Origin of the sequence: Arthrobacter russicus (assembly GCF_031454135.1) — a bacterium.
Taxonomy (GTDB): Bacteria; Actinomycetota; Actinomycetes; order Actinomycetales; family Micrococcaceae; genus Renibacterium; species Renibacterium russicum.
This window is the reverse complement of sequence record NZ_JAVDQF010000001.1, coordinates 2,740,080-2,763,081: the sequence shown is the minus strand read 5'-3', so window position 1 is coordinate 2,763,081 and position 23,002 is coordinate 2,740,080. Positions and strand designations below refer to the sequence as shown.

Here is a 23,002-nt window from a genome sequence, read left to right as displayed (position 1 = left end):
GTTCCCCACGGCCAGCTCAGCCCCGGTTGATCCGGCGCACCGCCAGTTCGGCGAGCAGCGCCGCCCCATCGGCCAGCACGACGTCGTCGAACGCGGCGCGCGGCGAGTGGTTGGCGTCGGCATCGGCCGGGTCCTCGAAGACGCAGGCGCTGAGGAAGACATACGCCCCGGGGACTTCTTCCAACACGTAGGAGAAGTCTTCGCCACCGGGAATCGGGTTCTCCATGAGGTGGAAACGCGGCTCACCGAAGAGTTCTTCGATGGTGCTCCGGGTGAAGGCGAATTCGGCTTCGTCATTGACCGTGACCGGGTAGACGTGTTCGAAGTGCACTTCGGAGGTGAGTCCGTGCGCGGCCGCGATCCCTTCCAGCAGCCGGACGCTCAGCTCTTCGGCCTTGGCCCGGGTCTCCGGGCTGAACGAACGCACCGTGGCCTCGAAACCGGCGCTGTCCGGGATGATGTTCTCTTTGCTGCCGCCGAAGATGTGGCCCACGGTCACCACGACCGGATCGAAGATGTCGAAATGCCGGGTCACCATGGTCTGCAACGCGGTCACCGCTTCGCACAACGCCGGAATCGGATCATTGGCCCGGAACGGCGTCGACCCGTGCCCGCCCTGGCCGAGGTAGCTCACCCGCAGGGTGTCCGGCGAAGCCATCAAAGTCTTCGGGCGCGCGGTCCAGACCCCACGCGGCGCCTGGTCCGACATCACATGCAGGCCGTAAGCAGCATCGACGCGCTTGCCCGCCACGTCCAACAGGCCCTCGTCGATCATCGGCTTGGCGCCGCCGGGCCCCTCTTCGCCGGGCTGGAACATGAAGACCACGTCGCCGGCCAGGTCGTCGCGCATCGCATGCAGGATCTTCGCCGCCCCCACCAAACCGGCGACGTGCAGATCATGCCCGCAGGCGTGCATCGCGCCGTTGGTCGAAGCGAACGGGACGTCCACCAGTTCATCCACCGGCAGACCGTCCATATCGCCCCGGAGCAAAACCACCGGACGATCCCCTTCGCTCGGCTTTCCGCCGCGCAGGACGGCAGTCACCGAACTGAGCCCTTTGCCCAGGGTGATCTCCAGGTCCAGCGGTGCCAGAGCATCGAGGATCCGCTGCTGGGTTTGCGGCAAGTCCAGACCGATTTCCGGATTCTGGTGCAAATCGCGACGCAGCGCCACGATGTCCCCGGCGAATCCGGCAGCGAGTTCCTGGGTGCGGGTGGTCATTCGGAGGCTCCTTCGAGGTCGGCGGCGGCACCGGCAGCGGCACCGGAATTCAGCCTATGCCAGCTTGGCCAAGGCGAACAGCGCAGGCGGACCCAAGCCCGTTTTCGGCCCTTTCGGGCAGAATCGGTTGCCTGGGTCCGCCCGGTCTGCTCAGCTTCCGGCCAGCAGGCTCAGTCGCCCTTCACGTTGATGATCTGCCGCAGCGTGTGCTTGATTTCCACCAAATCCATTGCATCGGCCATTACGGTGTCAATCGGCTTGTACGCCTGCGGAATTTCATCAATAAAGGCATCGGTATCCCGGTACTCGATGCCGGCCATCGCTTCGCGCAGCTGGTCGTGGGTAAAACTCTTCCGAGCCCGGGACCGGGAGTATTCCCGGCCGGCTCCGTGCGGCGAGGAGTCCATCCCCATCGCGTTACCCTTACCAACAACTACGTACGACGCCGTCCCCATCGACCCCGGGATCAGCCCAGGAACACCGGGGCTGGCCTTGATCGCACCCTTCCGGGACAGCCACACCGATTTACCGAAGTGGGTTTCCTTCTCGGTGAAGTTGTGGTGGCAGTTGATCCGGTCCTGCTCGACAACTGCCGCTCCCACCCAGTCGGAGAACTGTCGGATCACCCGGTCCATCATTTCTTCACGGTTCAACAGCGCAAACTGCTGCGCCCACTTGAGCTGCCGGATGTAAGCCGTAAACTCCTCGGTTCCTTCAACCAGGTAGGCCAGGTCAGGGTCTGGCAGCTGAATCCAGTACTGCTTGGCAATCCGCTGCGCTTCCTTAATGTGCTTCTGCGCAATCCGATTACCCACTCCCCTGGACCCCGAGTGCAAAAACAGCCACACGCCGTCGTCCTCGTCCAACGAGACTTCGATGAAGTGATTGCCGCTGCCCAGCGTCCCCAGCTGCAATTCCCAATTCCCGGCATAACTCGCCGGATCAAATTCGGCCTTAGCCGCCAAATCCTTGAGCGCTTCAATTCGCGGCACCGCGGTAGCCACTACCTTGCGGTTGTAGCTTCCGGCGGAAAGTGGAATTGCCCGTTCAATCTGCTCCCGGAGACTCTTCCGGTCTTCGGGCAGTTCGCTGGCCTGGAACTGCGTTTTGACCGCGATCATGCCGCAGCCAATATCCACACCCACCGCGGCCGGGATAATCGCACCGAGGGTAGGAATGACCGAGCCGACGGTCGCGCCCTTGCCCAAGTGCGCATCCGGCATAAGCGCCAGGTGCGGGTAAATGAATGGCATTGTTGAGGCCGTTTCGGCCTGCTCCAGCGTCGCATCGTCAATGATGGACGCCCAACTGTAGAGCTTCGAATTGATCTTCTTCATGATCCTTTTCTCTCTAGATTTTGCTGAGTGAAAAGGTACGGGGCCGCTGGCCAGCTATTGCTCGATTCTGGGGAATCGGGCAAAGAAAAGCCCCGTACCTTTGTGGTTACGGGGCTGCAAGTCTGGTGAATCTAGACCGTTGCCGGTAACCCGGATGCGTCAAAGCGAACGCCGTTGAACGATTGCTCTGAGTTGAACAACTGCTCAGACAACTGTTCCGAGGCGCCCAGGAGCGATCCGGTGGGCTTGTTCGTAAAAGTCATCGGACGGTCCTTTCGCATCAGTATCCGGGCTCCGCCTGGTGGCGGAGCTATCACCGTACCAGCAACCGCGAGTGCTGTGAAGCTCTGATTGTCCCTGAGCCAATTGTCACAGCTGCATGGCAAGATGTGGCTGGTGAAGGTTGCAGTGCGGTCGTGGGCAGTGCCGGGTACGGCATTGCTGTTGGGCCTCGCCTTCCTGCTGACCGGGCTCTTGCCAAGCGCAGATGCCTGGACTTTGGCCCAGCGCACCGTACCGATCCTGCTTTTTGTCATAGCGATGACGCTGGTCACCGAAATGGCCGACGACGCCGGGGTGTTCCGCACGCTGACCGGCTGGCTGGCGGCCAAAACAGCCGGTCAGACCGGCCGTGGCCGGATCATTTTGCTCTGGTTGCTAGTGGTCGCCTTGTCCACTCTGAGCACGATTTTCTTATCCTTGGACACCACTGCGGTGCTGATCACGCCAGTCGTGGTGCTGCTTGCGGTACATGCCGGAATCCGGCCCTTGCCGTTTGCCTTGACCACAGTCTGGCTGGCCAATACCGCTTCCTTGTTGCTGCCGGTGTCCAATCTGACAAACCTGCTGGCGCAGCATCAATTAGCCATGACGCCTTGGCAATTCGCGGGCTTGCTCTGGGCGCCCGCTGTGGTCGGCGTCGTGATTCCGGCCGCGGCGCTGTGGCTGCTTTTCCGGAAAGACTTTGCTGGCAGCTATCGGCCGGATGCCGTGCGTCAACCGGCGGACCGCGCGCTTCTGATCATCTGCGCAGCTGTCGTGCTGCTGCTATTGCCCGCGCTAGTCAGCGGAATTCCGGTGGAGTACCCGGCCTTGGCGGCCGCCGTCGTGCTGTTGTTGGTGTTTGTCTTTCGACGTCGATCCGCCCTGTCCTGGCGGATGCTGCCCTGGCGTCCGGTGATCTTGACGATTGGCCTTTTCCTGGTGATCGCAACCCTGCACGCCCACGGTTTGCCTGAATTGTTGTCCGGCGCCGCGGGAGAAGGTAATGTCTTCTTGGCCCTGCTCCAGCTAGCCGGCTTGGCCGCAGGCTCGGCCAATGCGGTGAACAACCTTCCGGCATACCTGGCCCTGGAACCGGTTTCCGGTTCGCCGCTGCGATTGGCCGCGGTGCTGATCGGCGTCAACCTCGGCCCGCTCATCACTCCGTGGGCATCGCTGGCCACCCTGTTGTGGCACGAAAGACTCAAAAGCATGGGAGTTCGAATCTCCTGGGCTCGTTTCGCAGTCCTCGGCCTGCTGCTGGTGGTGCTGCTGTTGCCGCTTTCCGTCGCGGCGCTGTGGCTTGGCGCCGGAGCGCCACAATGACGCCGCTCGAAATGCGCTGGGTGCCTACTGGCAGTTACGACCTGAACGCTACGGTCGGCATCCTGCGGCGCGGACCGGCAGATCCGTGCTCGATCTTCCACGATGGTGCCTGGTGGTTTGCGTTCCATACCCCGGACGGCGCAGCGAGCTTGCGATTGCAGCAGCTCCCCGATGGGGTGAACCTCCTTGGCTTCGGACCGGGCGCTGAGCGGGCATTTGCTTCGGCGCCAGCGCTCCTCGGCGCCGACGACGATTGGACGGAGTTCGATTCGCGCTCGTTCCAAGCATCGCTTCCCGAGCACGTGCAAACCGCCCGACGTCGTCATCCCGGCTTGCGTCTGCCGCGCACCGGCCGGGTGATCGACAGCCTGGTTCCGGCCATTCTGGAGCAAAAAGTCACCGGCAAGGAAGCTTTCGCCGGGTACCGCCGACTGATTTTTCGCTATGGTTCAGTACCGCCGGGCGCAGGAAGTGCGGGTTTTCCAGCCAGGCTGCGATTGGCGCCTAGTCCCGCCGAATGGGCTTCGATTCCATCCTGGGAGTGGCACCGAGCCGGGGTGGGGCCGCAGCGATCGGACACCGTGATGCGCGCGCTGAAGCGAGCCGCCGGGCTGGAACGCCTAGGTTCAGCCGATGCCTCAACGGCTGCCACTGGACTGATGAGCATTCCTGGCATCGGCCCCTGGACTGCGGCGGAAGTCACCCAGTGCAGCCACGGCGATCCAGACTCGGTGGCGGTCGGCGATTACCATTTGGCCGGGTTTGTGGGCCTGGCGTTGACCGGACAACCGGTGGATGACAACACCATGATGGAGCTTTTGGAACCGTGGCGTGGACACCGGCAACGTGTAGTGCGGATGCTCTACCTCTCCGGTATCAGCAAGGAACGCCACGGGCCTCGGATGAGCGTGCGCGACTACCGGGACATCTGAGCCGAACCTGATCTGGCCGGCCGTGGAGTGCTCGTCGACCCGCCGCAGCAGCTAGGCTGAATCCATGAGCGAAATCATCAACCTGCGTGCCACCTTCGTGCCGAATGAAGGCGAGCAGTTCCGGGTCCGCTTGGCGCTGGACATCGCCATCGAAGAGGTCGTCAAAGAACCCGGCTGCCTGCAGTACGAAATCACCGAGGACACCCCGGAACGGATCGTGCTGACCGAGCAGTGGGCCAGCGAAGAAGCACTCGCCGCGCATGGAAAAGGCTCGGCCGTGCAGGACTTGAACGAATCGCTCTCCGCCCTGCTGGCCGAGCCGGTCAAACTCGAGCGGGTCTAACCCTCTTCGTTTTTCGCTTCAGCCGCCTGGGCCGCCACGTGGGCATGGACCTCTTTCATGTCCAGGCCTTTGACTGCGGTGATCACCTCTTCGAGCTGGCTCGGGTTGAGGGCACCCGGCTGCGCGAAGACCAGGACCTTTTCGCGGAACGCCATCAGAGTCGGGATCGAGCTGATATTCGCCTCGGCAGCCAGCTGCTGCTCCGCCTCGGTGTCGACTTTGGCGAAGACGACGTCCTCGTGCTTCTGCGAAGCCGCGTCGTAAGTGGGCGCGAAGCGCTTGCAGGGCTGGCACCAGTCAGCCCAGAAATCCACCAGGACAATGTCATTGCCCTCCACGGTGGGGCCGAAGGTTTCACCTGTGATGTCAATAGTCGCCATATTTCAACCGTATCCTTTCTTCTGCTTCGGGCAACAGCCCACGCTGCCCGGGTATTCCCGCAAACCTCTCTCGAGCGTTGACTTGTGGCTGGTTCAACGCGCTCAAAGCCGCCACAAATCAACGCTCGGCGGAAGGGATCAGTCCAGGATCGCCGGTTCCGCGATGGTCCAGCGCACCGACGTGACCCGGGGCTCCAGACTGAGCCGGCTCACCGCCGCCTCGAGCTGCCGGTCATCGCGTTCGTGTGCGGTCAATTCGGCCGAAATCCGCACCTCGCCGGGGTTGGCAGTGTCCGAGGACTGCACCGAGCGCAGCTTGAATTCCGGCAGCGTCACCGCGTGCACGATCAAGGTCCGCAGATGGGCTTCGGCCTCCTCGGCGCAACGCACTTCGAAAAGATAGTCGACCGACTGCGGTTCCCGACCGCCCTCGGGCGCTTTGTCCATGAACCGGCCCAAGGGCCGCAGCAGCATATTGGCAATCATGATCGCCACCGTGCCGGCTGCGGCAATCGCGTACTCCCCGGCACCGGCCAAGGCGCCGACGGCGGCAGTCGCCCAGAGCGTCGCGGCAGTATTGAGTCCGGTGACGTTGGCACCTTGTTTCATAATCACCCCGGCACCCAGGAAGCCGATGCCGGAGACGATTTGGGCGGCCACCCGGGTGGGATCGGCGCCAGGGCCGGTAAAGGTGTAACCGCCGAAGATCACGAACAGGGCGGCACCCAGGCTCACCAGGGCATTCGTCCGCAGCCCGGCCAGCCGGGCCCGCCATTGCCGCTCGAATCCGACCAGGGCGCCGAAGCCCAGGCCGGCCAAAATCCGCAGAACCACGTCGAAGAATTCCATGGCGTCCACCTCCGTATCGATCGTTCGGGAACGACAGCGTGGGAGACCTGGGCGCATGCCGGATGCGCCCATGAAAAGTGAAGAAGTCACCCCCACGTAGAGCTTCGGCACTACGCGACGTATCTGGAGCTACCCGGAAGCCACTTGGGACCGCCCCTTAAGCCGAGGCGGCCTGTCCTGATCTTGGGCATCTCTCGATGTCGTCAGATCAGTGGCCTGTGTTCGCGCAGGAGCCTCGCCTAACGAGGTGCTGCTCTTCCAGGGTGACAGAGAAATCTATGCTGCGTCAACTATTCCTCCGTCAAGGAATTGCAAAGACCCCGAGCCGGCACCGAGCCTGCGCGGCGGACTCATCCGGCCGGATCATGCGTTTCCGCCGCCTGGTGCCGCCGCTTGGTACCATCGAGCCCGCCAGCCCGGCACGGGAGCCGGCCTCTTGCCAAGAATTGAACACGTGTTTAGCATGTTAAACATGCGTTCAACTCCACTGCCCCGGACTCCGGACGAGGATCTCAATACTCCGGCGAGAATCCGGGACGCCGCGATTCGCTGCTTTGCCGCGGACGGCTTCCGCAAGACCAGCATCCGGACCATCGCCGCGGCTTCCGAGGTCAGCCCGGGACTGGTGATCCATCATTTCGGCAGCAAGGAAAAACTGCGCGAAGCGTGTGACGACTACGTACTCCAGGCCATGGTGGAACGCGCGAACCACAAAGCCAATCCGATCGGCCTGCAAGCGATCATGCGGGAGTACCTCGCGAATCCGGAAGAATACAACGTCGACGTCGCGTACTTGGGCAAAGCCCTTGCCGAAGACTCGCCGGCCGGCCGGAAATTCGCGGACATCATGACCGATGAGACCGAGGCGATCATCAAAGCCGGAATCGCCGACGGCAGCATGAATCCGACCTCGGACATCCGAGTGGTGGCCGCGATGATCGTGATGGCCAGCCTTTCCATCCTGACCATGCCGGGCTATTTGAGCCGGACCCTAGGCTTCGATGCGATCGGTCCGGAACTCATGCGGCGGATGGCACTGCCCAGCCTGGAGCTCTACACGCACGGCCTCTACGCAGACGACACCTTCCTCAAGGCGGCCCGGGAAACCCTGGCCGCGACGAGCAATCCACGAAAGGAGTCCCGATCATGAGCCATACTGCGACCATGACCGAGTCCTCGGGCAATTCGAGACAGCCGGAATACGCCGTCGAAGCCCACGGGCTGACCAAAAAGTACGGCGGCAACCTGGCCTTGCAAGGCGTCAGTTTCGCGGTGCAACGCGGAACCGTCTTCGGCGTGATCGGGCCGAATGGCGCCGGCAAGACCACCACCATGCGCACCCTGCTGGACATCATCCGGCCGACCTCGGGCCACGCCATGGTACTGGGTGTCGATTCGCGCAACGCCGGCCCGGAACTGCGCCGCAGAATCGGCTTCCTGCCGGGTGAACTCATCCTTGAGGGCCGGATCAGCGGCCGGAGGCTGCTGCAACACTATGCGGACATCTCCGGCCCGGTCGCGAAGGGCCGGATCGAAGAACTGGCCGAGCGCCTGAACCTGGACCTCAAGCGCCCGGTCCGCAAACTCTCCAAAGGCAACAAGCAGAAGCTCGGCATCATCCAGGCCTTCATGCACCAGCCCGATCTGCTGGTCCTGGACGAGCCGACCAGCGGCCTCGACCCGCTGATGCAGCAGGAATTCCTGAACTTGGTCAAGGAAGCGCGCGACGGCGGCCAGAGCGTTTTCCTCTCCTCGCACGTGATCAGCGAAATCCAGCAGGCAGCCGATGAGGTCGCGATTCTGCGCGATGGCAAAATCGTCCGCATCGCGGGTGTGGAGGAGCTGCGCAACTCGGCGATCCGGCATCTGCGCATCGTCTGCACCGGCGTGACGGCGTCGGAGCTCCAGGAACGCTTGGCCGCAGTCTCCGGACTCGGTTCTTTGGAATTCAAAACCTCCGATGATCCGGCCGCCGTCGAGGCTACGGCGACCTTGGAAGGCGAAATCCAACCCTTCGTGCAGGCCGCATCGACGCTCGAGCTCAAAGACCTCGTGATCGAAGAGCCCGATTTGGAAGAGTCGGTGCTCAAGCTCTACACCGCACCAGACCAACCGGCGCCAGGCGAGCCGGCACCACGTCAGGAGAAGCACCATGACTAACGCAACGCTGCCAAGTTCCCGTGCCGACATCCGTCGGGCGCCGTTTCCGATCTTCGGAAAGGCGTTCACGGACAGTTGGCGGTCGCTGATCGGCTGGGGCGTCGGGCTCGCTGCCGTGATTTTCCTCTACCTGCCGATCTACCCGTCGATCGGCGGCAGCTCGCAAATGCAGGACTTGATCAACTCGCTGCCCAAGCAACTGACCAAAAGCATCGGCTACGACCAGATCAGCACCGGATCCGGCTACACCGAGTCGACCATGTTCGGCCTGCTCGGCTTTCTGCTGATGACCATCGCGGCAGTCAGCTGGGGCGCCTCCGCACTGGGCGGTGACGAAGAGTCCGGGCAATTGGAACTGACCCTGGCCCATGGCGTGACCCGGGTGCAGGTCGCATTGGAACGTTTTGCCGCACTGGCCGTGAAGGTCCTGGCACTGACCGCCTTGGTCTTCGTCCTGGTGCTGGCCTTGAACGGCCCGTCCAAGCTGGAACTGGACCCGCTGAAGCTACTGGGCACCAGCCTGCTGTTCGGCGGGCTGACCCTGCTCAGCGGCACCGTCGCCTTGCTCTTCGGGACGCTGTTCGGCCGTCGCGTCTGGGGCATCGGGGCCGGTGCCTTCGTGGCCGTCGTCGGGTACATTTTCAACGCGATCGGCAACCAGAGCAGCGATTTGGCATGGTTGCACTCGTTCTCGCCCTATTCCTGGGTCTTCGGCAATACGCCGCTGACCAACGGGGCCAACTGGGGAACCGCGATCGGGTTCTACCTCGCGATCCTGGCGCTCGGCGGGCTGACCGCCCTGGCGCTCCGGAAGCGCGACGTCGGCGTCTGAGTCCGGCTGCCCGTGCCATCGCGCGGGCAGCCTTCAGTGCCCGGCGACCGCCAGGTGCTTGCGGCCCAGGAGCACCACCGCGATGCCGATCAGGATCGCGACCGCGGCCGCGAAGAACGGCACCTGCGCTCCGAAGTGTTCCCCCAGCTGCGCCGCGACGAACGGGGCCAAGGCACCGCCCATCCAACGCACGAAGTTGTAGCCCGCGCTGGCCACCGGACGCGGCGCATCGGAAACGCCCATGGCGAGCTCGGTGTACAAGGTGTTGTTGATGCCCAGGAGCGCTCCGGAAAGCACCACCATGGCGACCACCAGCGGCACTGAGTGGCCGGCTGCCAGGCCCATGACGAGCAGCACCACGGCCAGGCCGGCCAAGGTGGCGATCACCACCTTGACGGTGCCGAGCCAACGTTGCAACACCGGGGCCACGAAGACCGAAGTCACCGCCAGGCAGGCGCCCCAGCCGAAGAACACCGCCCCGATTCCATAGGCGTCCATGCCGAGGATGAACGGTGTGAAAGCCAGAATCGTGAAGAAGCCGAAGTTGTAGAAAAGGGCACTGCCGGCGGTGAATCGCAGCCCTTTGTGGCCCAGCGCCAGCAACGGGTCGCGGAGCCGGGTCTTGGCCGTCGGGGGTGCCATTTTGGGCAGCAGCGCGGCGCACGCGATGAAGGCGATCGCCATTGCGGTCGCGGTGCCGAAGAACGGCGCACGCCATTGCCAACCGCCCAGCAAGGCACCCAATAACGGACCGAGCGAAATGCCCAGGCCCAGCGCGGCTTCGTAGAGGATGATCGCGGTGGCCGTGCCGCCACTCGCCACGCCGACGATGACGGCGAGCGCGGTGGCCACGAACAGGGCGTTGCCCAGTCCCCAACCGGCCCGGAAGCCGACCAACTGCGAAACGCTGCCGGAGAACCCCGCCAAGGAGGCGAAGACCACGATCAGCGCCAAGCCGATCAGCAGGGTCTTCTTGCCGCCGATCCGCGAGGAAACCCAACCGGTGAGCAGCATCGCGATCGCGGTGACCAGGAAGTAGCTGGTGAACAGCAAGGAAACCTCGGACGGGCTCGCTTCCAGGTTCTTCGCGATCGCCGGCAGGATCGGATCGACCAATCCGATGCCCATGAATGCGAAGACTGCCGCCACCGCAGTGGCCCAGACGGCCACCGGCTGGCGCAGCATCGAGATTTTCTCTTCGTGCAGGATTTCTTCGGCTGATTCTGTAGGGTCCGGGATTTCCGGGCCGTCCAGATTTTCGGATTTGGCTGGTCGCAATGCTGACACGGTTGGTTCCTAGTTTCCTGAGTGTCCCGGCGTCCCCGGGGATTCGAAATAGCTGTTGATTTTGTCGAAGACCGGCATGACCGCAGTGAGCTGGGCGCGTTCCCCGGGCTCCAGCCGGGCGAGGATTCCGGCCATCAACGCGTTGCGCCGGCGATTGGCCTGCTCAGTGGCGATCCGGCCCGATTCGGTCAACGAGACCACGACGGCGCGCGAGTCGCTGGGATCCGCCCGACGTTCGAGCAACCCGGCCGATTCCAGCCGGCTGATCTGTTCGGTTGCGCTGGGCACCCGGACGCCGAGGTTCGCCGCGATCTTGCTGACTCGCAAGCCGTCATCGGAGAGCATGTTCAGCACGCTCAGCTGTGCCGCGGAAAGCTCCGCGTCGAGGTCCAGCCGGCGGGTCAGGAATACCGTTTGGCGCAAAGCCGTGCGGAATGCCGAAGCGAGCTCCAGGTCCGTGGGGTCATAGTCAGTCACAGTTAGGTAGCCTAACAGTTAGGTTGCCTAAGGACAATACTTTTCACTGAATCGGTGAAAACTCCGGCCCCAGCGGCATCGAAATTCGATCACTCCTAGCCATTTGTCCATTAGTTCGCAACAATCGACTTGTCACAACGTCTCAACGAGGAGCCACTATGGCCTTGCACCGCCCCACTTGGATGAACGAAGAGCTCGACGCTTTGGCTGATCTGGCCCGGGAGTTCTACACCAAAGAAGCCACGCCGAACGAAGAACGCTGGAGCGAACAGCAGCACGTGGACCGCGAGCTCTGGACGAAGATGGGTGAATTGGGCTTGCACTGCCTCAGCATCCCGGAAGAATACGGCGGCGGTGGCGGCGACTACCGGCACGAGGCCGTTGTGGTGATCGAACAAACCCGGGCCCTGGCACCCAGCCACGGCGCACCCTTGCACAACGTCATCGTGGCGCACTATATCCTGGCCTACGGCACCGAAGAGCAGAAGCGGAACTGGCTGCCGAAAATGGCCAGCGCGGAGTACATCGGCGCCATCGCGATGACCGAACCCGGCACTGGCTCCGACCTGCAATCGGTACGCACCACGGCCAAGCTGGAGGGCGACGAATACGTCATCAGCGGCTCGAAAATCTTCATCACCAACGGGTTCCTGAGCAACTTCATCCTGGTCGTGGCCAAGACCTCGGAAGCCGGCGGCGCCGGCGGACTGTCGCTGATCGCGGTGGAAACCGACAAAGTGGAAGGTTTCCGACGCGGCAAGAACTTGCGCAAAATCGGCCAGCACGGCCAAGACACCTGCGAGTTGTTCTTCGACGAGGTCCGGGTGCCGGCCAGCAATCTGCTCGGCACCGAACCCAACGTCGGCTTCATCCAGCTCATGCAGCAACTCGGCCAGGAGCGCTTGCTGATCGCCACCATGGCGGCGGCAGCGATTGAGAAGACCGTTGACCTGACCGTGCAATACGCCAAGGAACGCCAAGCCTTCGGCAAACCGATCTTCAGCTTCCAGAACACCAAATTCGTCCTGGCCGAATGCGACACGCTGGCTTCGGTTGCCTGGGCCTTCCACGACGACTGCGTGGTCAAGCACATTGCCGGCGGACTCGACGTGCCCACCGCGTCGAAGGCCAAGTGGTGGCTCACCGATCAGCAGAACATCGTCGCCGACCGCTGCCTGCAGGTGTTCGGCGGCTACGGGTACATGGAGGAATACCCGATCGCCAAGATCTTCGTGGACGCCCGGGTCCAGCGGATCTACGGCGGCACCAACGAAATCATGAAGGAATTGATTTCGCGCAGCCTCTAGGCCCCGGTCATCGGTGTGGTCCGCGCGCCGGCTGCTGCTGCGTGATGCAGTGGATGCCGCCGCCCCGGGCGAAAATCTCCCGGGCGTCCACACCGATGACCTGCCGGCCCGGGTAGGCCTCGGCCAGAATCGCCAAGGCCGCCGCGTCATTCGGATCGTCGAAGGTGCAAGCGATCACTGCGCCGTTGATCACCAAGTGGTTGATGTAGCTGTAGTCGACGAAATCGATCTCGTCCTCGAGCACCTTCGGCGCCGGCACCGGCACGATGCGCCACGGCCGGCCGGCCGCATCGGTGCTGTTCTCGAAAACCGTCCGGATCTGGGCGCAGACCTCGAAGTCCGGGTGCGCCGGGTCCTGCTGATCGTGCAGCAGCACGGTTCCGGGTGACGGAATCGTGGCCACGATGTCCACATGGCCTTTCGTGCCCAAAGCCTGCGCATCGCGGACCAGACCGCGCGGCAACCACACGGCGTGCCGGGTACCCAGCAATGAGTGGATCTCCATTTCGATCTCGGCCTTGCTGGCGTTCGGATTGCGCAACGGGTCCAGCTGGACGGTTTCAGTCAGCAGCACCGTGCCCTCGCCGTCGAGATGGAATCCACCGCCCTCATTGACGATCGCCGAACGCAACGGCTGTGCTCCGGACAACATCGCCACTTCGGCATTGATCAACGAGTCTTTGCCCCATTCGGCCCAGTCCTGCTGCCCCCAACCGTTGAAGTGCCAAAGCACCGCACCCAGCTCGCCGGACGGCCCGGTGACGAAACTGGGCCCGATATCCCGCATCCAGGCATCGTCCAGCGGAGCCTGGTGCAGCTCCACCGAAGCGTCGAGGTAATCCGCGGCCAGTCCGACGTCGGCCGGGTCCACGATCATGCTGACCGGCTGGAATGGCAGGATCGCGTGCGCGACGGCGGCCCAGGCGGTCCGTGCCGCATGCTCTTGCTCCGGGGTCTCCCCGGTATTCGGGCCGGACGGCGGGAACGCCATCCAGATCCGCTCCTGCTCCGCAGTCTCGGCCGGCATGGTCCAGTTCACGGCTGCACCCCGTTCCGCTGCGGTGCCGGGTCCAACAGACTGGCGTAAGTATCCGGACGCCGGGTCTCGTGGAACGGGAACAAGGTCAGCCAATCTTTGCGCTGGTTCAGATCGAGTTCGGCGACCAGCACCGCTGATTCGGCACGCGGCGCCTGCACCAGGATCCGGCCATACGGATCGGAAATAAACGACGAACCATAGAAACTCACGCTTCCCTCATCCCCCCAACGGTTCGGCACCGCCATGAACAGTCCATTGGCGATCCCATTGCCGACGATGACCTGCTGCCACAATGGCTGCGTGTCGAAATCAGGATACGTCGGTTCCGAACCGATTGCCGTGGGGTACACCAGAAGTTCTGCGCCGGCGAGCGAATACACCCGGGCCAACTCCGGGAACCACTCGTCCCAGCAGGTCGGCATGCCCAACTGGGCGGTTGCCGCGCCGGGCAATTGGTACAACGGGTAGGGGTCCCCGTCGGCCGGTCCGGCCCGGAAGTAGTGATCCTCGTAATAGCCCGCCGAAACCGGGATGTGCAGCTTGTTCGTGGCGCCGCGCAATTCACCGTCGGCACCGAGCAGGATCGCGGTGTTCAGCCCCAGCCCATCGCCGTCGTCGACCTTTTGGTACAGCGAAGCATGTACCGAGATTCCGTGCTTGCGGGCCTGCTCCGCGGCGAATTCGAAGGTCGGTCCGGTGCGCAGGTCTTCGGCCTGGTCCACCGGCGTCGCGGTGTCCGGATAGCTGTCGGCCGGATAACGGGACAGCGTCAGCTCGGGCAGGAAAACCACTGAAGCACCGAGGCCGGCAGCACGGGCGATCCCCTCGGCCAGCTCGGCTCTGAGCATCGCCGGATCCTCTTGCCAGCGGTGCTGCACGAGCCCGATCCGCAGCGACCTGGCCTGCTCGTGCGCAACAGGGCTCAGCGATGGCAAAGGGGTGAGTCGGGTGATTTCAAGCATGGCCACTCCTCCGGAGTCAGGTCATAATAAACGAATCTTGTTCGTTTATTATGACCTGACTCCACCCGGGGCGCAAGAGTCGATCCGTGACGGCCCGGAGCGCTGAATCTTACTCTCCGCCGCCGGGGTTCGGAGCTGCGAGACTGCTAAGGAAATCCATTTCCGGCTCTGCCGCCCGACTCAAATGGGCGCGCGTGGCACCACCCGGCGCGACTTCGCCCAACCGCGTCGACCCAACCACGCTCCGCCCACTCACGCCGAGCGTCGATTCAACGTAGTGATAAATATAATTGACGCTATGTCTTTTTTGTGCAAAGATCGTTCACGTCAACAACCACTTAGGCAGACGAAGCGTGCCAACCGACGGCCACTAGGCCAAAGTCCGCCACCCCGGCAGCTGCCTCCCACGCCGGAATTTTCCAGGACGACCCGGCCAGAGCGCCCGCCTTAGCCTTGAAACGAAATGAGAAAACGATGAGCTACAGCACTCAGGAACAAGAAAACCTCGACGCAGTCCGGAAAGCGCTCGACGGCGCTGCGACCGATTTCGGCAAGCTCTCCGAGGTCTTCGCCGAAGATATCGAATGGACCATCACCGGCCACGGCCCGGTCGCGCGCACCTTTCACGGCATCGCCAGCCTGATCGACGATGCCGAGCAGGATCTCTTCGACCGGATTTCCGGCACACTGAGAGTTGCCCAGAAGGGCACCTGGGCAGATGGCAACAAGGTTTTTGTGCATATGACCTCCGCTGGAGAGGCCGTCGATGGCGAGCCTTACAACAACGAATACCTGTACATTTTCACGATGAAGGACCAGAAAGCTGTCACTTGCACCGCCTGGCTCGATCGGCATGCCTACTACGGAATCGTCGAACGAATCAGACTTTGAGCCCCACCAGATCAACTGAATAGCTATTGGGGGTGTTCGCTTTCTCGACCAGGCGGGGGCTGCTCGAAAAAGCGAACACCGGACTGCTTGGCCGGCCATCCACCATTGCGTTCAGTCCGGACGGAAAGGCCGCCTGGCCTCAGCAAGCTCGTCGAACTCGCCGAGTCCGCGAGCGCGGCGCGCACACCAGTTCAGCTCATCCGAAGCGCCCTGCCCCAAACGACCTGGATTGTTCGGGCAGCGTCATCGAGCGACGCTCCTTGCACGGCGGCGTCGTAGAACGTCCGCTCCGTCATTGCGACGAGGGCATGCACGAGCGCTCCCGCACCGTCCGGCCCGTCGTCGGCGGCGACCCCGCCGGCAACCGCCATGGCGCGTGCACTCTGGTGGATCTCACGCCGCGCGCTGTCCCAAAGATTCGCGACGACAGGAACCGAAGGCGACAGATCAACGGCGGCACGCATCACAGCACCATGCCTGCTCCACAGGTCACCGGTCAGTTCTATCGCACTTTTGAGAGCGTCGAGCGGAGAATCGGGTATCGCTTTTTGCCGGGTCGCGACGGCACTGCTGAGCTCCTCGACGACGCGCTGCACGAGAGCTGCGAGAACATCGTTCTTCGAACGGAAGTAGAAGTACAACGCCCCACGGGTGATCCCTGCCGCGATCGCGATCGAATTGACGGTCATAGCGTCCGGGCCGATATCGATGAGTTGCTTCTCGGCTTCGTCAAGGATCGCCTTTTCGCGGAGCTCGCCCTTCGACGGCGCCATCACCCGTCGACCGTTTTCATCGTACGCGTAAGGAGGCATAGTCAAACCATATCCGATGCCGGGGAAAATAAACGTTACGATAATTTTATTTATACATAGCGTGGATTTCCAATGATGCCCTCGCCAACCACCGCCCGCCGAACCTCGCCCAGTCCAGTCGGGGGAAAGCAGCTTACCGGATGTCCTGCCAATCAGCAGAAAACACTAAGCTGGAGGAATCCAACAGGAGGTGCAGATGGCGCGGCCGCTCAGCCCCAAACTTTCCCCGTCGATCATCGCCCAAGCAGCGCTCGACGCGGTTGACCACGATGGCGAATTCACCATCCAAGGCATTGCCAAAAAACTCAAGGTGAGCCCCTCTTCGTTGTACAACCACATCGACTCCAAGGCCGACGTGATCGAGCTCATGCGCGGCCAGGTGATGGGGCGGATGGACCTGAGCGGCGTGGACTCGGAATCGGCGGACTGGGCCGGATCGCTGCGCATCATCGCGCTGCATTACCGCAACGCCTATGCACTCAACCCCCGGCTGCTGCCACTGGTCACCGCCTATTCGGTCCGGGACGCAACCACCATCGGCATGTACAACTTGATGGCCCAGACACTGCGCACCGCAGGGTTCGACAGCACCCGGCAACTCGAGATCATCACGGTGATCGACAACTTCGTGCTCGGCTCGGCGCTCGACGCCGGCGCGCCGGACAACGTCTGGGCACCCGGCGAAGCCGCCAGTCCAGAGCTGCGCGCCGCCCTCGATGCCGGCTTGGGCGCACCGGACCGGGCACAGAAGTCTTTCGAGTTCGGCCTCGGACTGCTGTTGGAGGGCTTGGCCCGCGAAGCCGAAGTTCTGGGTTGAACAGGCACTCCCGGAGGGAGATTTCCGAAACCTCTTGCAATTGCGCCGACGATATCCAATCATTAAACGAAATTCATTCGTTTTGTGATCTGCATCTCATTCAGAATGCACCTCGCAGGCGTCCTGGAAAGGCTGCCGCTTGTCCGTCACCCTCGCTTCACCGGGCCAGAACGCCCGCGCGCTGACGCCGAAGTACGCGGTGTCCACCTTCGGCATCTCGGTCTTGGGGCTGCTCACCGCCAATCTGGTCCCGGTGATGATTCTGGCCCTGGAAGCCCTGGGCATCGAAGTCAGCACCGCGGGCCTGTTCACCACAGTATCCTTGCTCAGCACCGCAGCCGCCTGCATTCTCAGCTCCCGGTACTGCACCAGCACCTGCCGCAAGCCGGTGGCCCGGATCGGCGCCTTGGTCGGCGGCTCCGGCTTCCTGCTGGCGGCCCTCGCCCCTTCGGATCTGCTGGTTTTCCTGGGCATGGTCGGCGGCGGCATCGGCATCGGTGCGACCAGCGCAGCCAGTGGTGCCGCCTTGGCGGCCCTGAAGGATCCGGAGCGCATGTCCGGGCTCAGCTCCTTGTCCAACCGGGTCCTGGTGACCATTGTGCTGGCAGTGATCCCGTTGCTGGGCATCCAGATGCTCACCGTGTTCGGCTTCCTGAGCCTGCTCAGTTTCAGCGGCGCGCTGTTCGCCTATTGGCTGCCCACGGCACCGGCCAGGCCGGCTTGGACAACGCGCAGCTCAGCCTGGTGCTGAGCGGCTCCACCGGGGGGCGGGATCCTGGCTTCCTTCTTCATTCTGCTGGTCGGCGACAAACTCGGCCGGTCGATTCCGTTGGTTGTCTTCATCCTGGCCGACAGCTCCGACCTGTTGGGTGCCGGCAACTCGGACAACCAGCTCGCCAAAATGCACAAGACCTCATCGCCAAGCCCGGGTATTTGGGGTTCTTCGGCACCGCGCGCAACACCCACCACGTGGGCATCTACTTGGGCAACGACAAGATGGCCAATGCCCCGTACACCGGGGCGAATGCGCGCACTGACCCGGTCAGCTCGCACTCGGATCTGGTGGGGTATTACACGCTGGGCAGCTAGCCGCCCAGCGGTTCGGCGGCTGCGCCCGGAAGCGGGGCCCGCGGGTCGGCACAGGCGGGGCGGATTTCCGGTGAAACTGCCCGCTTTCGGTCGATCCGCGGACTCTGCCTCACTGCCGCATCGAAAACTGCTCCGGATCAGTCGCCCACTCCGGCAACGGCAGAGGCCCGGAATCGCAATGATTCCGGGCCTTTCTCGGTGGCAGATGAGGGATTCGAACCCCCGTAGGCGTTGCCAGCTGATTTACAGTCAGCCCCCTTTGGCCGCTCGGGTAATCTGCCGTGAGCGGCTTCCAAAGTGGAAGCAAGACAACTTTACAGAACTCATCGCCAAGAATCGAATCGGGCCCTGCGCTCCGGAGTTCTGCGGACACTTCTGCACGGATAATGCTGCTGAACGTGTTCACGTTGCTGATCTGGCGCTCCCGGAACCAGTTGGATGCCGCAATTGTGCAGGCGTGTTGTACCGCCCTTGGGCCTAAGCCCCGCCGGCGATCTGCTTGGTGATCCGGTCCTGGAACCGTTTGGCCTGCTCCGGGGTCACCTGTCCCAACGCGACCGCGCGGGCCAAATCGGACTGCACGCCGGCCACCCGGGTCCCCGTGCTCGGTGCGGACTGCGGGATCGGCGCGAACGCCGTCATCGCTGCCACTGTGGCCGCGGCGAGCATCGTGCCCGCCGCCGCCTTCGCGCTCCGCACCACATATCTTCGTGCCTTCTGCGTCTTCATGGCCTCACTCTTCCAAACCTGTTTAGGTTCTGCCTCCAGTTAAGCTTGGGGAGTACTAAGAACGCATCCACCTTGGGGCTGAACTGGACTAGGCTAGAGGCCAGTCAAAAGTAGTAACCCCAGCCCGTGCAGGAGGAATCATGGCCGGCGATTCGACATTCGACGTAGTCAGCAAAGTCGACAAACAGGAAGTTGCCAATGCGCTGAATCAGGCGCAGAAGGAAATCGCGCAGCGTTACGACTTCAAGGGTGTGGGCGCGGAAATCGACTTCAGCGGTGAAAACATCCTGCTCAAGGCGAACTCGGAAGAACGCGTGATGGCGGTTCTGGACGTTTTCGAGTCCAAACTGATCAAGCGCGGAATTTCGCTCAAATCACTGGACGCCGGTGAGCCTTTCGCCTCGGGCAAGGAGTACCGCTTGGAAGCGTCGATCAAAGAAGGCATCGCGCAGGACATCGCCAAGAAGATCACCAAGTTGATCCGCGACGAAGGCCCCAAGAGCGTCAAGGCGCAGATCCAAGGCGATGAGCTGCGGGTCAGCTCCAAGTCTCGTGACGATCTGCAAGCCACCATGACCTTGCTCAAAGGCTTCGAAGAGGCCGACCTGCAGTTCGTCAACCTGCGCTAGAACCCCGGCACAGCAACCATAACGGAGGCGCCTGTCCAACTGGACAGGCGCCTCCGTTATGGGGTTCGTCAGTTGAGCGGGCGTCCGGCCATTTTTTCGAGCCGGGCAATCCGCTGGTCCATCGGCGGATGCGTGGCGAACAGGCTCTTCAATCCGCCGCCGCGGAACGGGTTGGCAATCATCAGGTGCGAGGTATTGACCAGATTCTGGTCCTGCGGCAGGGGCGCTTGCTGGATCCCGGACTGCAATTTGCGCAGCGCGGAGGCCAGGGCCAGCGGGTCGTCGGTGAGCTTCGAGCCGTCTTCGTCGGCGTCGTACTCCCTGGTCCGGCTGATCGCCAACTGGATCAAGGAGGCCGCCAAGGGTGCCAACAAGGCCATCGCGATCATCGCGATCGGATTCGCGTTACGCCGGTCGCCACCACCGAAGAAGAGCATCATCTGGGCTACCGAAGTGATCACTCCGGCGATTGCCGCTGCCATCGAGGAGGTCAGGATGTCGCGGTTGTAGACATGCATCAACTCGTGCCCGAGCACCCCGCGCAATTCCCGCAGATCCAGGATCCGCAGGATTCCTTCAGTGCAGCAGACTGCTGCGTTCTGCGGATTCCGGCCGGTGGCGAAGGCATTGGGCGACTGCGTCGGCGAAAGGTAGATCTTCGGCATCGGTTGATTCGCCTTGGCCGAAAGCTCGCGGACGATCTGGTAGATCTGCGGTGCCTGCTGTTCCGTGACCGGGTAGGCCTGCATCGACCGGATCGCGATCTTGTCGCTGTTCCAATAGCCATAGGCCGTGGTGCCCACACCGATCAAGGCGAAAATCACCAGCGGCGCAGGACTGCGGGTGCTGCTGGCGATCAAGGCGCCGATGCCCAGCAGCACCGCCCAGAGCACCCCGAAGAGCGCGGCGGTTTTCAATCCGTTGTAATGCCGGTGCAAAATCTTCGCCTTTCATCGCAAAATTGCTTTCCCGAAAAGAGGAACGCGCAGTCGCAGAGCCGTGTTCCCCGGGGGTTGCCAGGCTCCCACAACGGTCAGGCCCACCGCAAGCAGCAGGGTCGCGGCCAGCCAGCTCAGCGGACTGGCACCGAGCGCCAGGACCAGGACGACGGCGGCTATCGCCAGCCCGGTCGCGGCCACCGAGTTCCGGGTGCTCAGCACCCCGGCCAGCTGCGCCGGCGAGTTCGGGCCGGCCGCCGGCCGCGCTGCCGACGGCTTCTCGAACCGGTGGAGCACCGCGGCGACCGGCACCACCGCGGCCAGCAGGACCAGGAGCCAGAGTGGGCGGGTCGCCCACCAGAGCGGGCTCAACGGCTCCGGCATCGGCACCCCGAGCACCAGCAGGATGCCCAGCAGGACGGACATCACCGAGGCATGCCACAAATAGACGGTGAGCGATTTCGCATTGGCGAAGCCGCTCACCGCTTTCACCTTCCGGTGCAACAGCAGCGCGGCCAACTGCGGACGCAGCAGTTCCATCAGGCCCAGCTGGGCGAGGCCCAGCAGAATCAGCGAAAAACGCGGCGGGTTGAGGCTGAGCAGCATGTCCAGGGGCCACCAACCATTGCCGGCGCCGATCAGCAATACCGCCAACGGGACCAGGAACACCAGCCACAGGATGCCGCGTTCCGGGCGTTTGCCGTCGGCGACGAAGAATCCGATCTGCTGCATCAGCAACCAGACGAAAGCCAGGTTCGCGAGCCCGATCGCCTCGACTCCGGTCCCCTGGCGCAAGGCATCGACGCCCAGGATCGCCAAGGCGAGGACCGACACGGTGGCCCACGGATTGCGGCGGTGCCATCCGGACATTAACGGGACCATCGCGGAACAGCCGATGTAGACCGCCAAGAACCACATCGGTTGGGAAATCCGGAAACCGATCTGGCCCAGCAGGTCTGCCGGCAATCCGGCCACTGCGAGCGCGGCCAGGCCCAACCCGACCGTGCCGAAAACCACGATCGCGGGCTTGGCCAGACGCAGCAGGCGTTCCCTGACGAACACCCCGGCCCCGACTCCGGCGGCTTGCCGGCGCTGCCATGCGCCGAAGCTGGAGAACCCGCCAAGGATGAAGAACAGCGGCATCACTTGCAGGAACAAGGACAGCACCGGGAAGAACCATTGGCCGTCGAAAGCATTGGTCACCGACCAGCCGGCAGCTGCCGGCGTCACGCCCATCATGATGCCGTGGAACAGCACCACAACGGCCAGGCAGGCTGCCCGGGCGAGATCGACCACCCCGTCCCGCGGCACGCCGATGCCGGCTTGCCGTGGTTTCGGGACAAGCCCGCCACTGCGCCCGATCGTCACATGATTGGTCATCTCAGACTCCTTTTCACCCTGCACCTTTTCACCCTGAAATTCGCTTACCAGCAGGCTAGAAAGCAGCTTCCGGCCGAAACATCCCCCATCCGGGTTGTTTGCCACCGGTACCCCGGTAGCAGGGCGCGCTCAAAGCTGGCTCCCAGGCGGGGGCATTGAAACCGCTGGAGCCCCGGCATAGGGTCAAGGGAACCGACCTTCACCGACTGAGGAGAAAAAATGCCGACACCGAATATCCCGGCGGGCGCACCCTGTTGGATCGACCTGATGACCTCGGAGCCGGAGAAGGCCAAGGCCTTCTACACCAAGCTCTTCGGCTGGACCTATGAAACCGGCGACGAGGAAAAGTACGGCGGCTACATGCTGGCCTTCAAAGACGGCAAAAGCGTCGCCGGGCTGATGAAGAACGAGCCCGAGACCGGGCAGCCCGACGTCTGGTCCACCTATCTGCGCAGCGAAGACATCGACCGGACCGCAGAACTGACGACGGCGAACGGGGGCCAGGTTTTCTTCCCGCCGATGGAGGTCCCAGAGCAGGGCAAGATGATGATGATCGGCGCTCCCGACGGAGCGGCGGTCGGCGTCTGGGAGTTCGGCGGCCACACCGGCTTCCAAGCCCACGATGAGACCGGCGCGGCAGCTTGGCACGAACTGCACAGCCGGAACTACGCGGCGGCGCTGCCTTTCTACAACGAAGTCTTCGGCTGGGAATACACCACCATGGGCGACAGCGATGAGTTCCGCTACAGCACGGTGGGCGAAGGCGATGCGGCGATCGCCGGATTGATGGATTCCTCGTCCTTCCTGCCCGAAGGCACGCCGTCCAATTGGGAGGTCTACTTCGCGGTCGAGAATGCGGACCAGACAGTCGCGGACGCCCTGGAACTGGGCGCGCAGATCGTCCAGCCGATTGAGGACACGCCGTTCGGCCGGATGGGGTCGATGACCGATCCGACCGGAGCGTTGTTCAAGATCATCCAAAGCCTCGGCTGATTCCGGACCG

25 protein-coding genes, 1 tRNA gene and 1 riboswitch are annotated in these 23,002 nt (G+C 63.1%); of the genes, 13 read left to right on the top strand and 13 right to left on the bottom strand.

Annotated features, from left to right (window positions below; translation table 11 throughout):
- Window positions 1–16: 16 nt before the first annotated feature.
- Entirely contained in the window at window positions 17–1,222 is a 1,206-nt protein-coding gene (locus JOE69_RS12880; protein ID WP_309799318.1) for a M20 metallopeptidase family protein, read from the bottom strand.
- A gap of 170 nt (window positions 1,223–1,392) precedes the next feature.
- Window positions 1,393–2,559 (bottom strand): RtcB family protein, encoded by a 1,167-nt coding sequence (locus JOE69_RS12875; RefSeq protein ID WP_309799316.1) that lies wholly within the window; start codon window positions 2,557–2,559, stop codon window positions 1,393–1,395.
- Between the two features lie 396 nt (window positions 2,560–2,955).
- Here JOE69_RS12875 and JOE69_RS12870 point away from each other — a divergent pair, with 396 nt between their 5' ends.
- The 3 genes from JOE69_RS12870 (at window position 2,956) to JOE69_RS12860 (ending at window position 5,421) form a co-directional block, all read left to right on the top strand.
- On the top strand, window positions 2,956–4,146 hold the full coding sequence (locus tag JOE69_RS12870; RefSeq protein WP_374709709.1) for an ArsB/NhaD family transporter: 1,191 nt from the start codon (window positions 2,956–2,958) through the stop codon (window positions 4,144–4,146).
- Window positions 4,143–5,078 carry a DNA-3-methyladenine glycosylase family protein gene (locus JOE69_RS12865; protein ID WP_309799314.1) on the top strand — a complete coding sequence of 312 codons (936 nt, stop codon included), beginning with the start codon at window positions 4,143–4,145 and terminating at the stop codon, window positions 5,076–5,078. Before JOE69_RS12870 ends, JOE69_RS12865 begins: the two co-directional genes overlap by 4 nt.
- A gap of 64 nt (window positions 5,079–5,142) precedes the next feature.
- Window positions 5,143–5,421, top strand: a complete 279-nt coding sequence (locus tag JOE69_RS12860; RefSeq protein WP_309799311.1) for a putative quinol monooxygenase — start codon at window positions 5,143–5,145, stop codon at window positions 5,419–5,421.
- Here JOE69_RS12860 and JOE69_RS12855 read toward each other — a convergent pair.
- The gene (locus tag JOE69_RS12855; protein ID WP_296364327.1) at window positions 5,418–5,801 is read right to left on the bottom strand and encodes a thioredoxin family protein; all 384 of its coding nucleotides are present in this window, start codon (window positions 5,799–5,801) and stop codon (window positions 5,418–5,420) included. The two genes, JOE69_RS12860 and JOE69_RS12855, sit on opposite strands and share 4 nt — an antisense overlap.
- A gap of 138 nt (window positions 5,802–5,939) precedes the next feature.
- The gene (locus JOE69_RS12850) at window positions 5,940–6,650 is read right to left on the bottom strand and encodes an MgtC/SapB family protein (RefSeq protein ID WP_296364328.1); all 711 of its coding nucleotides are present in this window, start codon (window positions 6,648–6,650) and stop codon (window positions 5,940–5,942) included.
- 83 nt (window positions 6,651–6,733) lie between these two features.
- Window positions 6,734–6,904, bottom strand: a riboswitch (M-box (ykoK) riboswitch).
- Between the two features lie 218 nt (window positions 6,905–7,122).
- On the opposite strand from JOE69_RS12850, the gene JOE69_RS12845 reads away from it, so the two are divergent.
- The 3 genes from JOE69_RS12845 to JOE69_RS12835 are packed head-to-tail and all read left to right on the top strand — an operon-like array spanning window position 7,123 to window position 9,642.
- On the top strand, window positions 7,123–7,800 hold the full coding sequence (locus JOE69_RS12845; protein WP_309799308.1) for a TetR/AcrR family transcriptional regulator: 678 nt from the start codon (window positions 7,123–7,125) through the stop codon (window positions 7,798–7,800).
- Window positions 7,797–8,810: an ABC transporter ATP-binding protein gene (locus tag JOE69_RS12840; protein WP_374709708.1), complete on the top strand. Its 1,014-nt coding sequence runs from the start codon at window positions 7,797–7,799 to the stop codon at window positions 8,808–8,810. The genes JOE69_RS12845 and JOE69_RS12840 overlap by 4 nt, the downstream gene beginning before the upstream one ends.
- Entirely contained in the window at window positions 8,803–9,642 is an 840-nt protein-coding gene (locus tag JOE69_RS12835; RefSeq protein WP_309799306.1) for an ABC transporter permease subunit, read from the top strand. The genes JOE69_RS12840 and JOE69_RS12835 overlap by 8 nt, the downstream gene beginning before the upstream one ends.
- Window positions 9,643–9,675: 33 nt before the next feature.
- On the opposite strand, the gene JOE69_RS12830 is transcribed toward JOE69_RS12835, so the two are convergent.
- Complete coding sequence (locus JOE69_RS12830) at window positions 9,676–10,881, bottom strand: MFS transporter (RefSeq protein ID WP_309801296.1); 1,206 nt, start codon at window positions 10,879–10,881, stop codon at window positions 9,676–9,678.
- 57 nt (window positions 10,882–10,938) lie between these two features.
- Window positions 10,939–11,406, bottom strand: coding sequence for a MarR family winged helix-turn-helix transcriptional regulator (locus JOE69_RS12825; RefSeq protein WP_309799304.1), 468 nt, complete (start codon window positions 11,404–11,406; stop codon window positions 10,939–10,941).
- A 158-nt stretch (window positions 11,407–11,564) separates the two neighbouring features.
- On the opposite strand from JOE69_RS12825, the gene JOE69_RS12820 reads away from it, so the two are divergent.
- Window positions 11,565–12,713 carry an acyl-CoA dehydrogenase family protein gene (locus tag JOE69_RS12820; protein ID WP_309799302.1) on the top strand — a complete coding sequence of 383 codons (1,149 nt, stop codon included), beginning with the start codon at window positions 11,565–11,567 and terminating at the stop codon, window positions 12,711–12,713.
- Between the two features lie 7 nt (window positions 12,714–12,720).
- Here the strand turns inward: JOE69_RS12820 and JOE69_RS12815 are convergent, their stop codons facing one another.
- A complete protein-coding gene (locus JOE69_RS12815; protein WP_309801293.1) occupies window positions 12,721–13,740 on the bottom strand; it encodes an agmatine deiminase family protein in 1,020 nt (339 codons plus the stop codon).
- 8 nt (window positions 13,741–13,748) lie between these two features.
- Window positions 13,749–14,714 (bottom strand): nitrilase-related carbon-nitrogen hydrolase, encoded by a 966-nt coding sequence (locus tag JOE69_RS12810; RefSeq protein WP_309799300.1) that lies wholly within the window; start codon window positions 14,712–14,714, stop codon window positions 13,749–13,751.
- 474 nt (window positions 14,715–15,188) lie between these two features.
- Between JOE69_RS12810 and JOE69_RS12805 the strand changes: the two genes are divergently transcribed.
- Window positions 15,189–15,605, top strand: coding sequence for a nuclear transport factor 2 family protein (locus JOE69_RS12805; protein ID WP_309799297.1), 417 nt, complete (start codon window positions 15,189–15,191; stop codon window positions 15,603–15,605).
- A gap of 191 nt (window positions 15,606–15,796) precedes the next feature.
- Here JOE69_RS12805 and JOE69_RS12800 read toward each other — a convergent pair whose 3' ends face one another.
- Complete coding sequence (locus JOE69_RS12800) at window positions 15,797–16,417, bottom strand: TetR/AcrR family transcriptional regulator (RefSeq protein WP_309799295.1); 621 nt, start codon at window positions 16,415–16,417, stop codon at window positions 15,797–15,799.
- 196 nt (window positions 16,418–16,613) lie between these two features.
- On the opposite strand from JOE69_RS12800, the gene JOE69_RS12795 reads away from it, so the two are divergent.
- The 3 genes from JOE69_RS12795 (at window position 16,614) to JOE69_RS12785 (ending at window position 18,323) form a co-directional block, all read left to right on the top strand.
- Window positions 16,614–17,234: a TetR/AcrR family transcriptional regulator gene (locus tag JOE69_RS12795; RefSeq protein ID WP_309799294.1), complete on the top strand. Its 621-nt coding sequence runs from the start codon at window positions 16,614–16,616 to the stop codon at window positions 17,232–17,234.
- Window positions 17,235–17,373: 139 nt separating this feature from the next.
- Window positions 17,374–17,985, top strand: coding sequence for a hypothetical protein (locus JOE69_RS12790; RefSeq protein WP_309799292.1), 612 nt, complete (start codon window positions 17,374–17,376; stop codon window positions 17,983–17,985).
- Complete coding sequence (locus JOE69_RS12785; RefSeq protein ID WP_309801291.1) at window positions 17,979–18,323, top strand: NlpC/P60 family protein; 345 nt, start codon at window positions 17,979–17,981, stop codon at window positions 18,321–18,323. Before JOE69_RS12790 ends, JOE69_RS12785 begins: the two co-directional genes overlap by 7 nt.
- 199 nt (window positions 18,324–18,522) lie before the next feature.
- Here the strand turns inward: JOE69_RS12785 and JOE69_RS12780 are convergent.
- Window positions 18,523–18,604 (bottom strand) — tRNA-Tyr (locus JOE69_RS12780).
- A 196-nt stretch (window positions 18,605–18,800) separates the two neighbouring features.
- Window positions 18,801–19,052: a hypothetical protein gene (locus JOE69_RS12775; RefSeq protein WP_309799289.1), complete on the bottom strand. Its 252-nt coding sequence runs from the start codon at window positions 19,050–19,052 to the stop codon at window positions 18,801–18,803.
- A gap of 140 nt (window positions 19,053–19,192) precedes the next feature.
- Here JOE69_RS12775 and JOE69_RS12770 point away from each other — a divergent pair, with 140 nt between their 5' ends.
- The gene (locus JOE69_RS12770; protein WP_309799287.1) at window positions 19,193–19,681 is read left to right on the top strand and encodes a YajQ family cyclic di-GMP-binding protein; all 489 of its coding nucleotides are present in this window, start codon (window positions 19,193–19,195) and stop codon (window positions 19,679–19,681) included.
- Window positions 19,682–19,749: 68 nt separating this feature from the next.
- Here the strand turns inward: JOE69_RS12770 and htpX are convergent, their stop codons facing one another.
- Together htpX and JOE69_RS12760 are read right to left on the bottom strand one after the other, a co-directional pair.
- Window positions 19,750–20,619 (bottom strand): zinc metalloprotease HtpX, encoded by an 870-nt coding sequence (gene htpX / locus JOE69_RS12765; protein ID WP_309799285.1) that lies wholly within the window; start codon window positions 20,617–20,619, stop codon window positions 19,750–19,752.
- A 12-nt stretch (window positions 20,620–20,631) separates the two neighbouring features.
- Window positions 20,632–21,999, bottom strand: coding sequence for an acyltransferase family protein (locus JOE69_RS12760; protein WP_309799283.1), 1,368 nt, complete (start codon window positions 21,997–21,999; stop codon window positions 20,632–20,634).
- A 219-nt stretch (window positions 22,000–22,218) separates the two neighbouring features.
- On the opposite strand from JOE69_RS12760, the gene JOE69_RS12755 reads away from it, so the two are divergent.
- The gene (locus JOE69_RS12755; protein WP_309799281.1) at window positions 22,219–22,992 is read left to right on the top strand and encodes a VOC family protein; all 774 of its coding nucleotides are present in this window, start codon (window positions 22,219–22,221) and stop codon (window positions 22,990–22,992) included.
- Window positions 22,993–23,002: the final 10 nt, after the last annotated feature.

Bases quoted from the DNA above. Each gene is read 5' to 3' on its own strand.
- JOE69_RS12880 (WP_309799318.1), bottom strand. From the start codon at position 1,222: ATGACCACCCGCACCCAGGAACTCGCTGCCGGATTCGCCGGGGACATC.
- JOE69_RS12875 (WP_309799316.1), bottom strand. From the start codon at position 2,559: ATGAAGAAGATCAATTCGAAGCTCTACAGTTGGGCGTCCATCATTGAC.
- JOE69_RS12865 (WP_309799314.1), top strand. From the start codon at position 4,143: ATGACGCCGCTCGAAATGCGCTGGGTGCCTACTGGCAGTTACGACCTG.
- JOE69_RS12860 (WP_309799311.1), top strand. From the start codon at position 5,143: ATGAGCGAAATCATCAACCTGCGTGCCACCTTCGTGCCGAATGAAGGC.
- JOE69_RS12855 (WP_296364327.1), bottom strand. From the start codon at position 5,801: ATGGCGACTATTGACATCACAGGTGAAACCTTCGGCCCCACCGTGGAG.
- JOE69_RS12850 (WP_296364328.1), bottom strand. From the start codon at position 6,650: ATGGAATTCTTCGACGTGGTTCTGCGGATTTTGGCCGGCCTGGGCTTC.
- JOE69_RS12845 (WP_309799308.1), top strand. From the start codon at position 7,123: ATGCGTTCAACTCCACTGCCCCGGACTCCGGACGAGGATCTCAATACT.
- JOE69_RS12840 (WP_374709708.1), top strand. From the start codon at position 7,797: ATGAGCCATACTGCGACCATGACCGAGTCCTCGGGCAATTCGAGACAG.
- JOE69_RS12835 (WP_309799306.1), top strand. From the start codon at position 8,803: ATGACTAACGCAACGCTGCCAAGTTCCCGTGCCGACATCCGTCGGGCG.
- JOE69_RS12820 (WP_309799302.1), top strand. From the start codon at position 11,565: ATGGCCTTGCACCGCCCCACTTGGATGAACGAAGAGCTCGACGCTTTG.
- JOE69_RS12815 (WP_309801293.1), bottom strand. From the start codon at position 13,740: ATGCCGGCCGAGACTGCGGAGCAGGAGCGGATCTGGATGGCGTTCCCG.
- JOE69_RS12810 (WP_309799300.1), bottom strand. From the start codon at position 14,714: ATGCTTGAAATCACCCGACTCACCCCTTTGCCATCGCTGAGCCCTGTT.
- JOE69_RS12805 (WP_309799297.1), top strand. From the start codon at position 15,189: ATGAGCTACAGCACTCAGGAACAAGAAAACCTCGACGCAGTCCGGAAA.
- JOE69_RS12800 (WP_309799295.1), bottom strand. From the start codon at position 16,417: ATGCCTCCTTACGCGTACGATGAAAACGGTCGACGGGTGATGGCGCCG.
- JOE69_RS12795 (WP_309799294.1), top strand. From the start codon at position 16,614: ATGGCGCGGCCGCTCAGCCCCAAACTTTCCCCGTCGATCATCGCCCAA.
- JOE69_RS12775 (WP_309799289.1), bottom strand. From the start codon at position 19,052: ATGAAGACGCAGAAGGCACGAAGATATGTGGTGCGGAGCGCGAAGGCG.
- JOE69_RS12770 (WP_309799287.1), top strand. From the start codon at position 19,193: ATGGCCGGCGATTCGACATTCGACGTAGTCAGCAAAGTCGACAAACAG.
- JOE69_RS12760 (WP_309799283.1), bottom strand. From the start codon at position 21,999: ATGACCAATCATGTGACGATCGGGCGCAGTGGCGGGCTTGTCCCGAAA.
- JOE69_RS12755 (WP_309799281.1), top strand. From the start codon at position 22,219: ATGCCGACACCGAATATCCCGGCGGGCGCACCCTGTTGGATCGACCTG.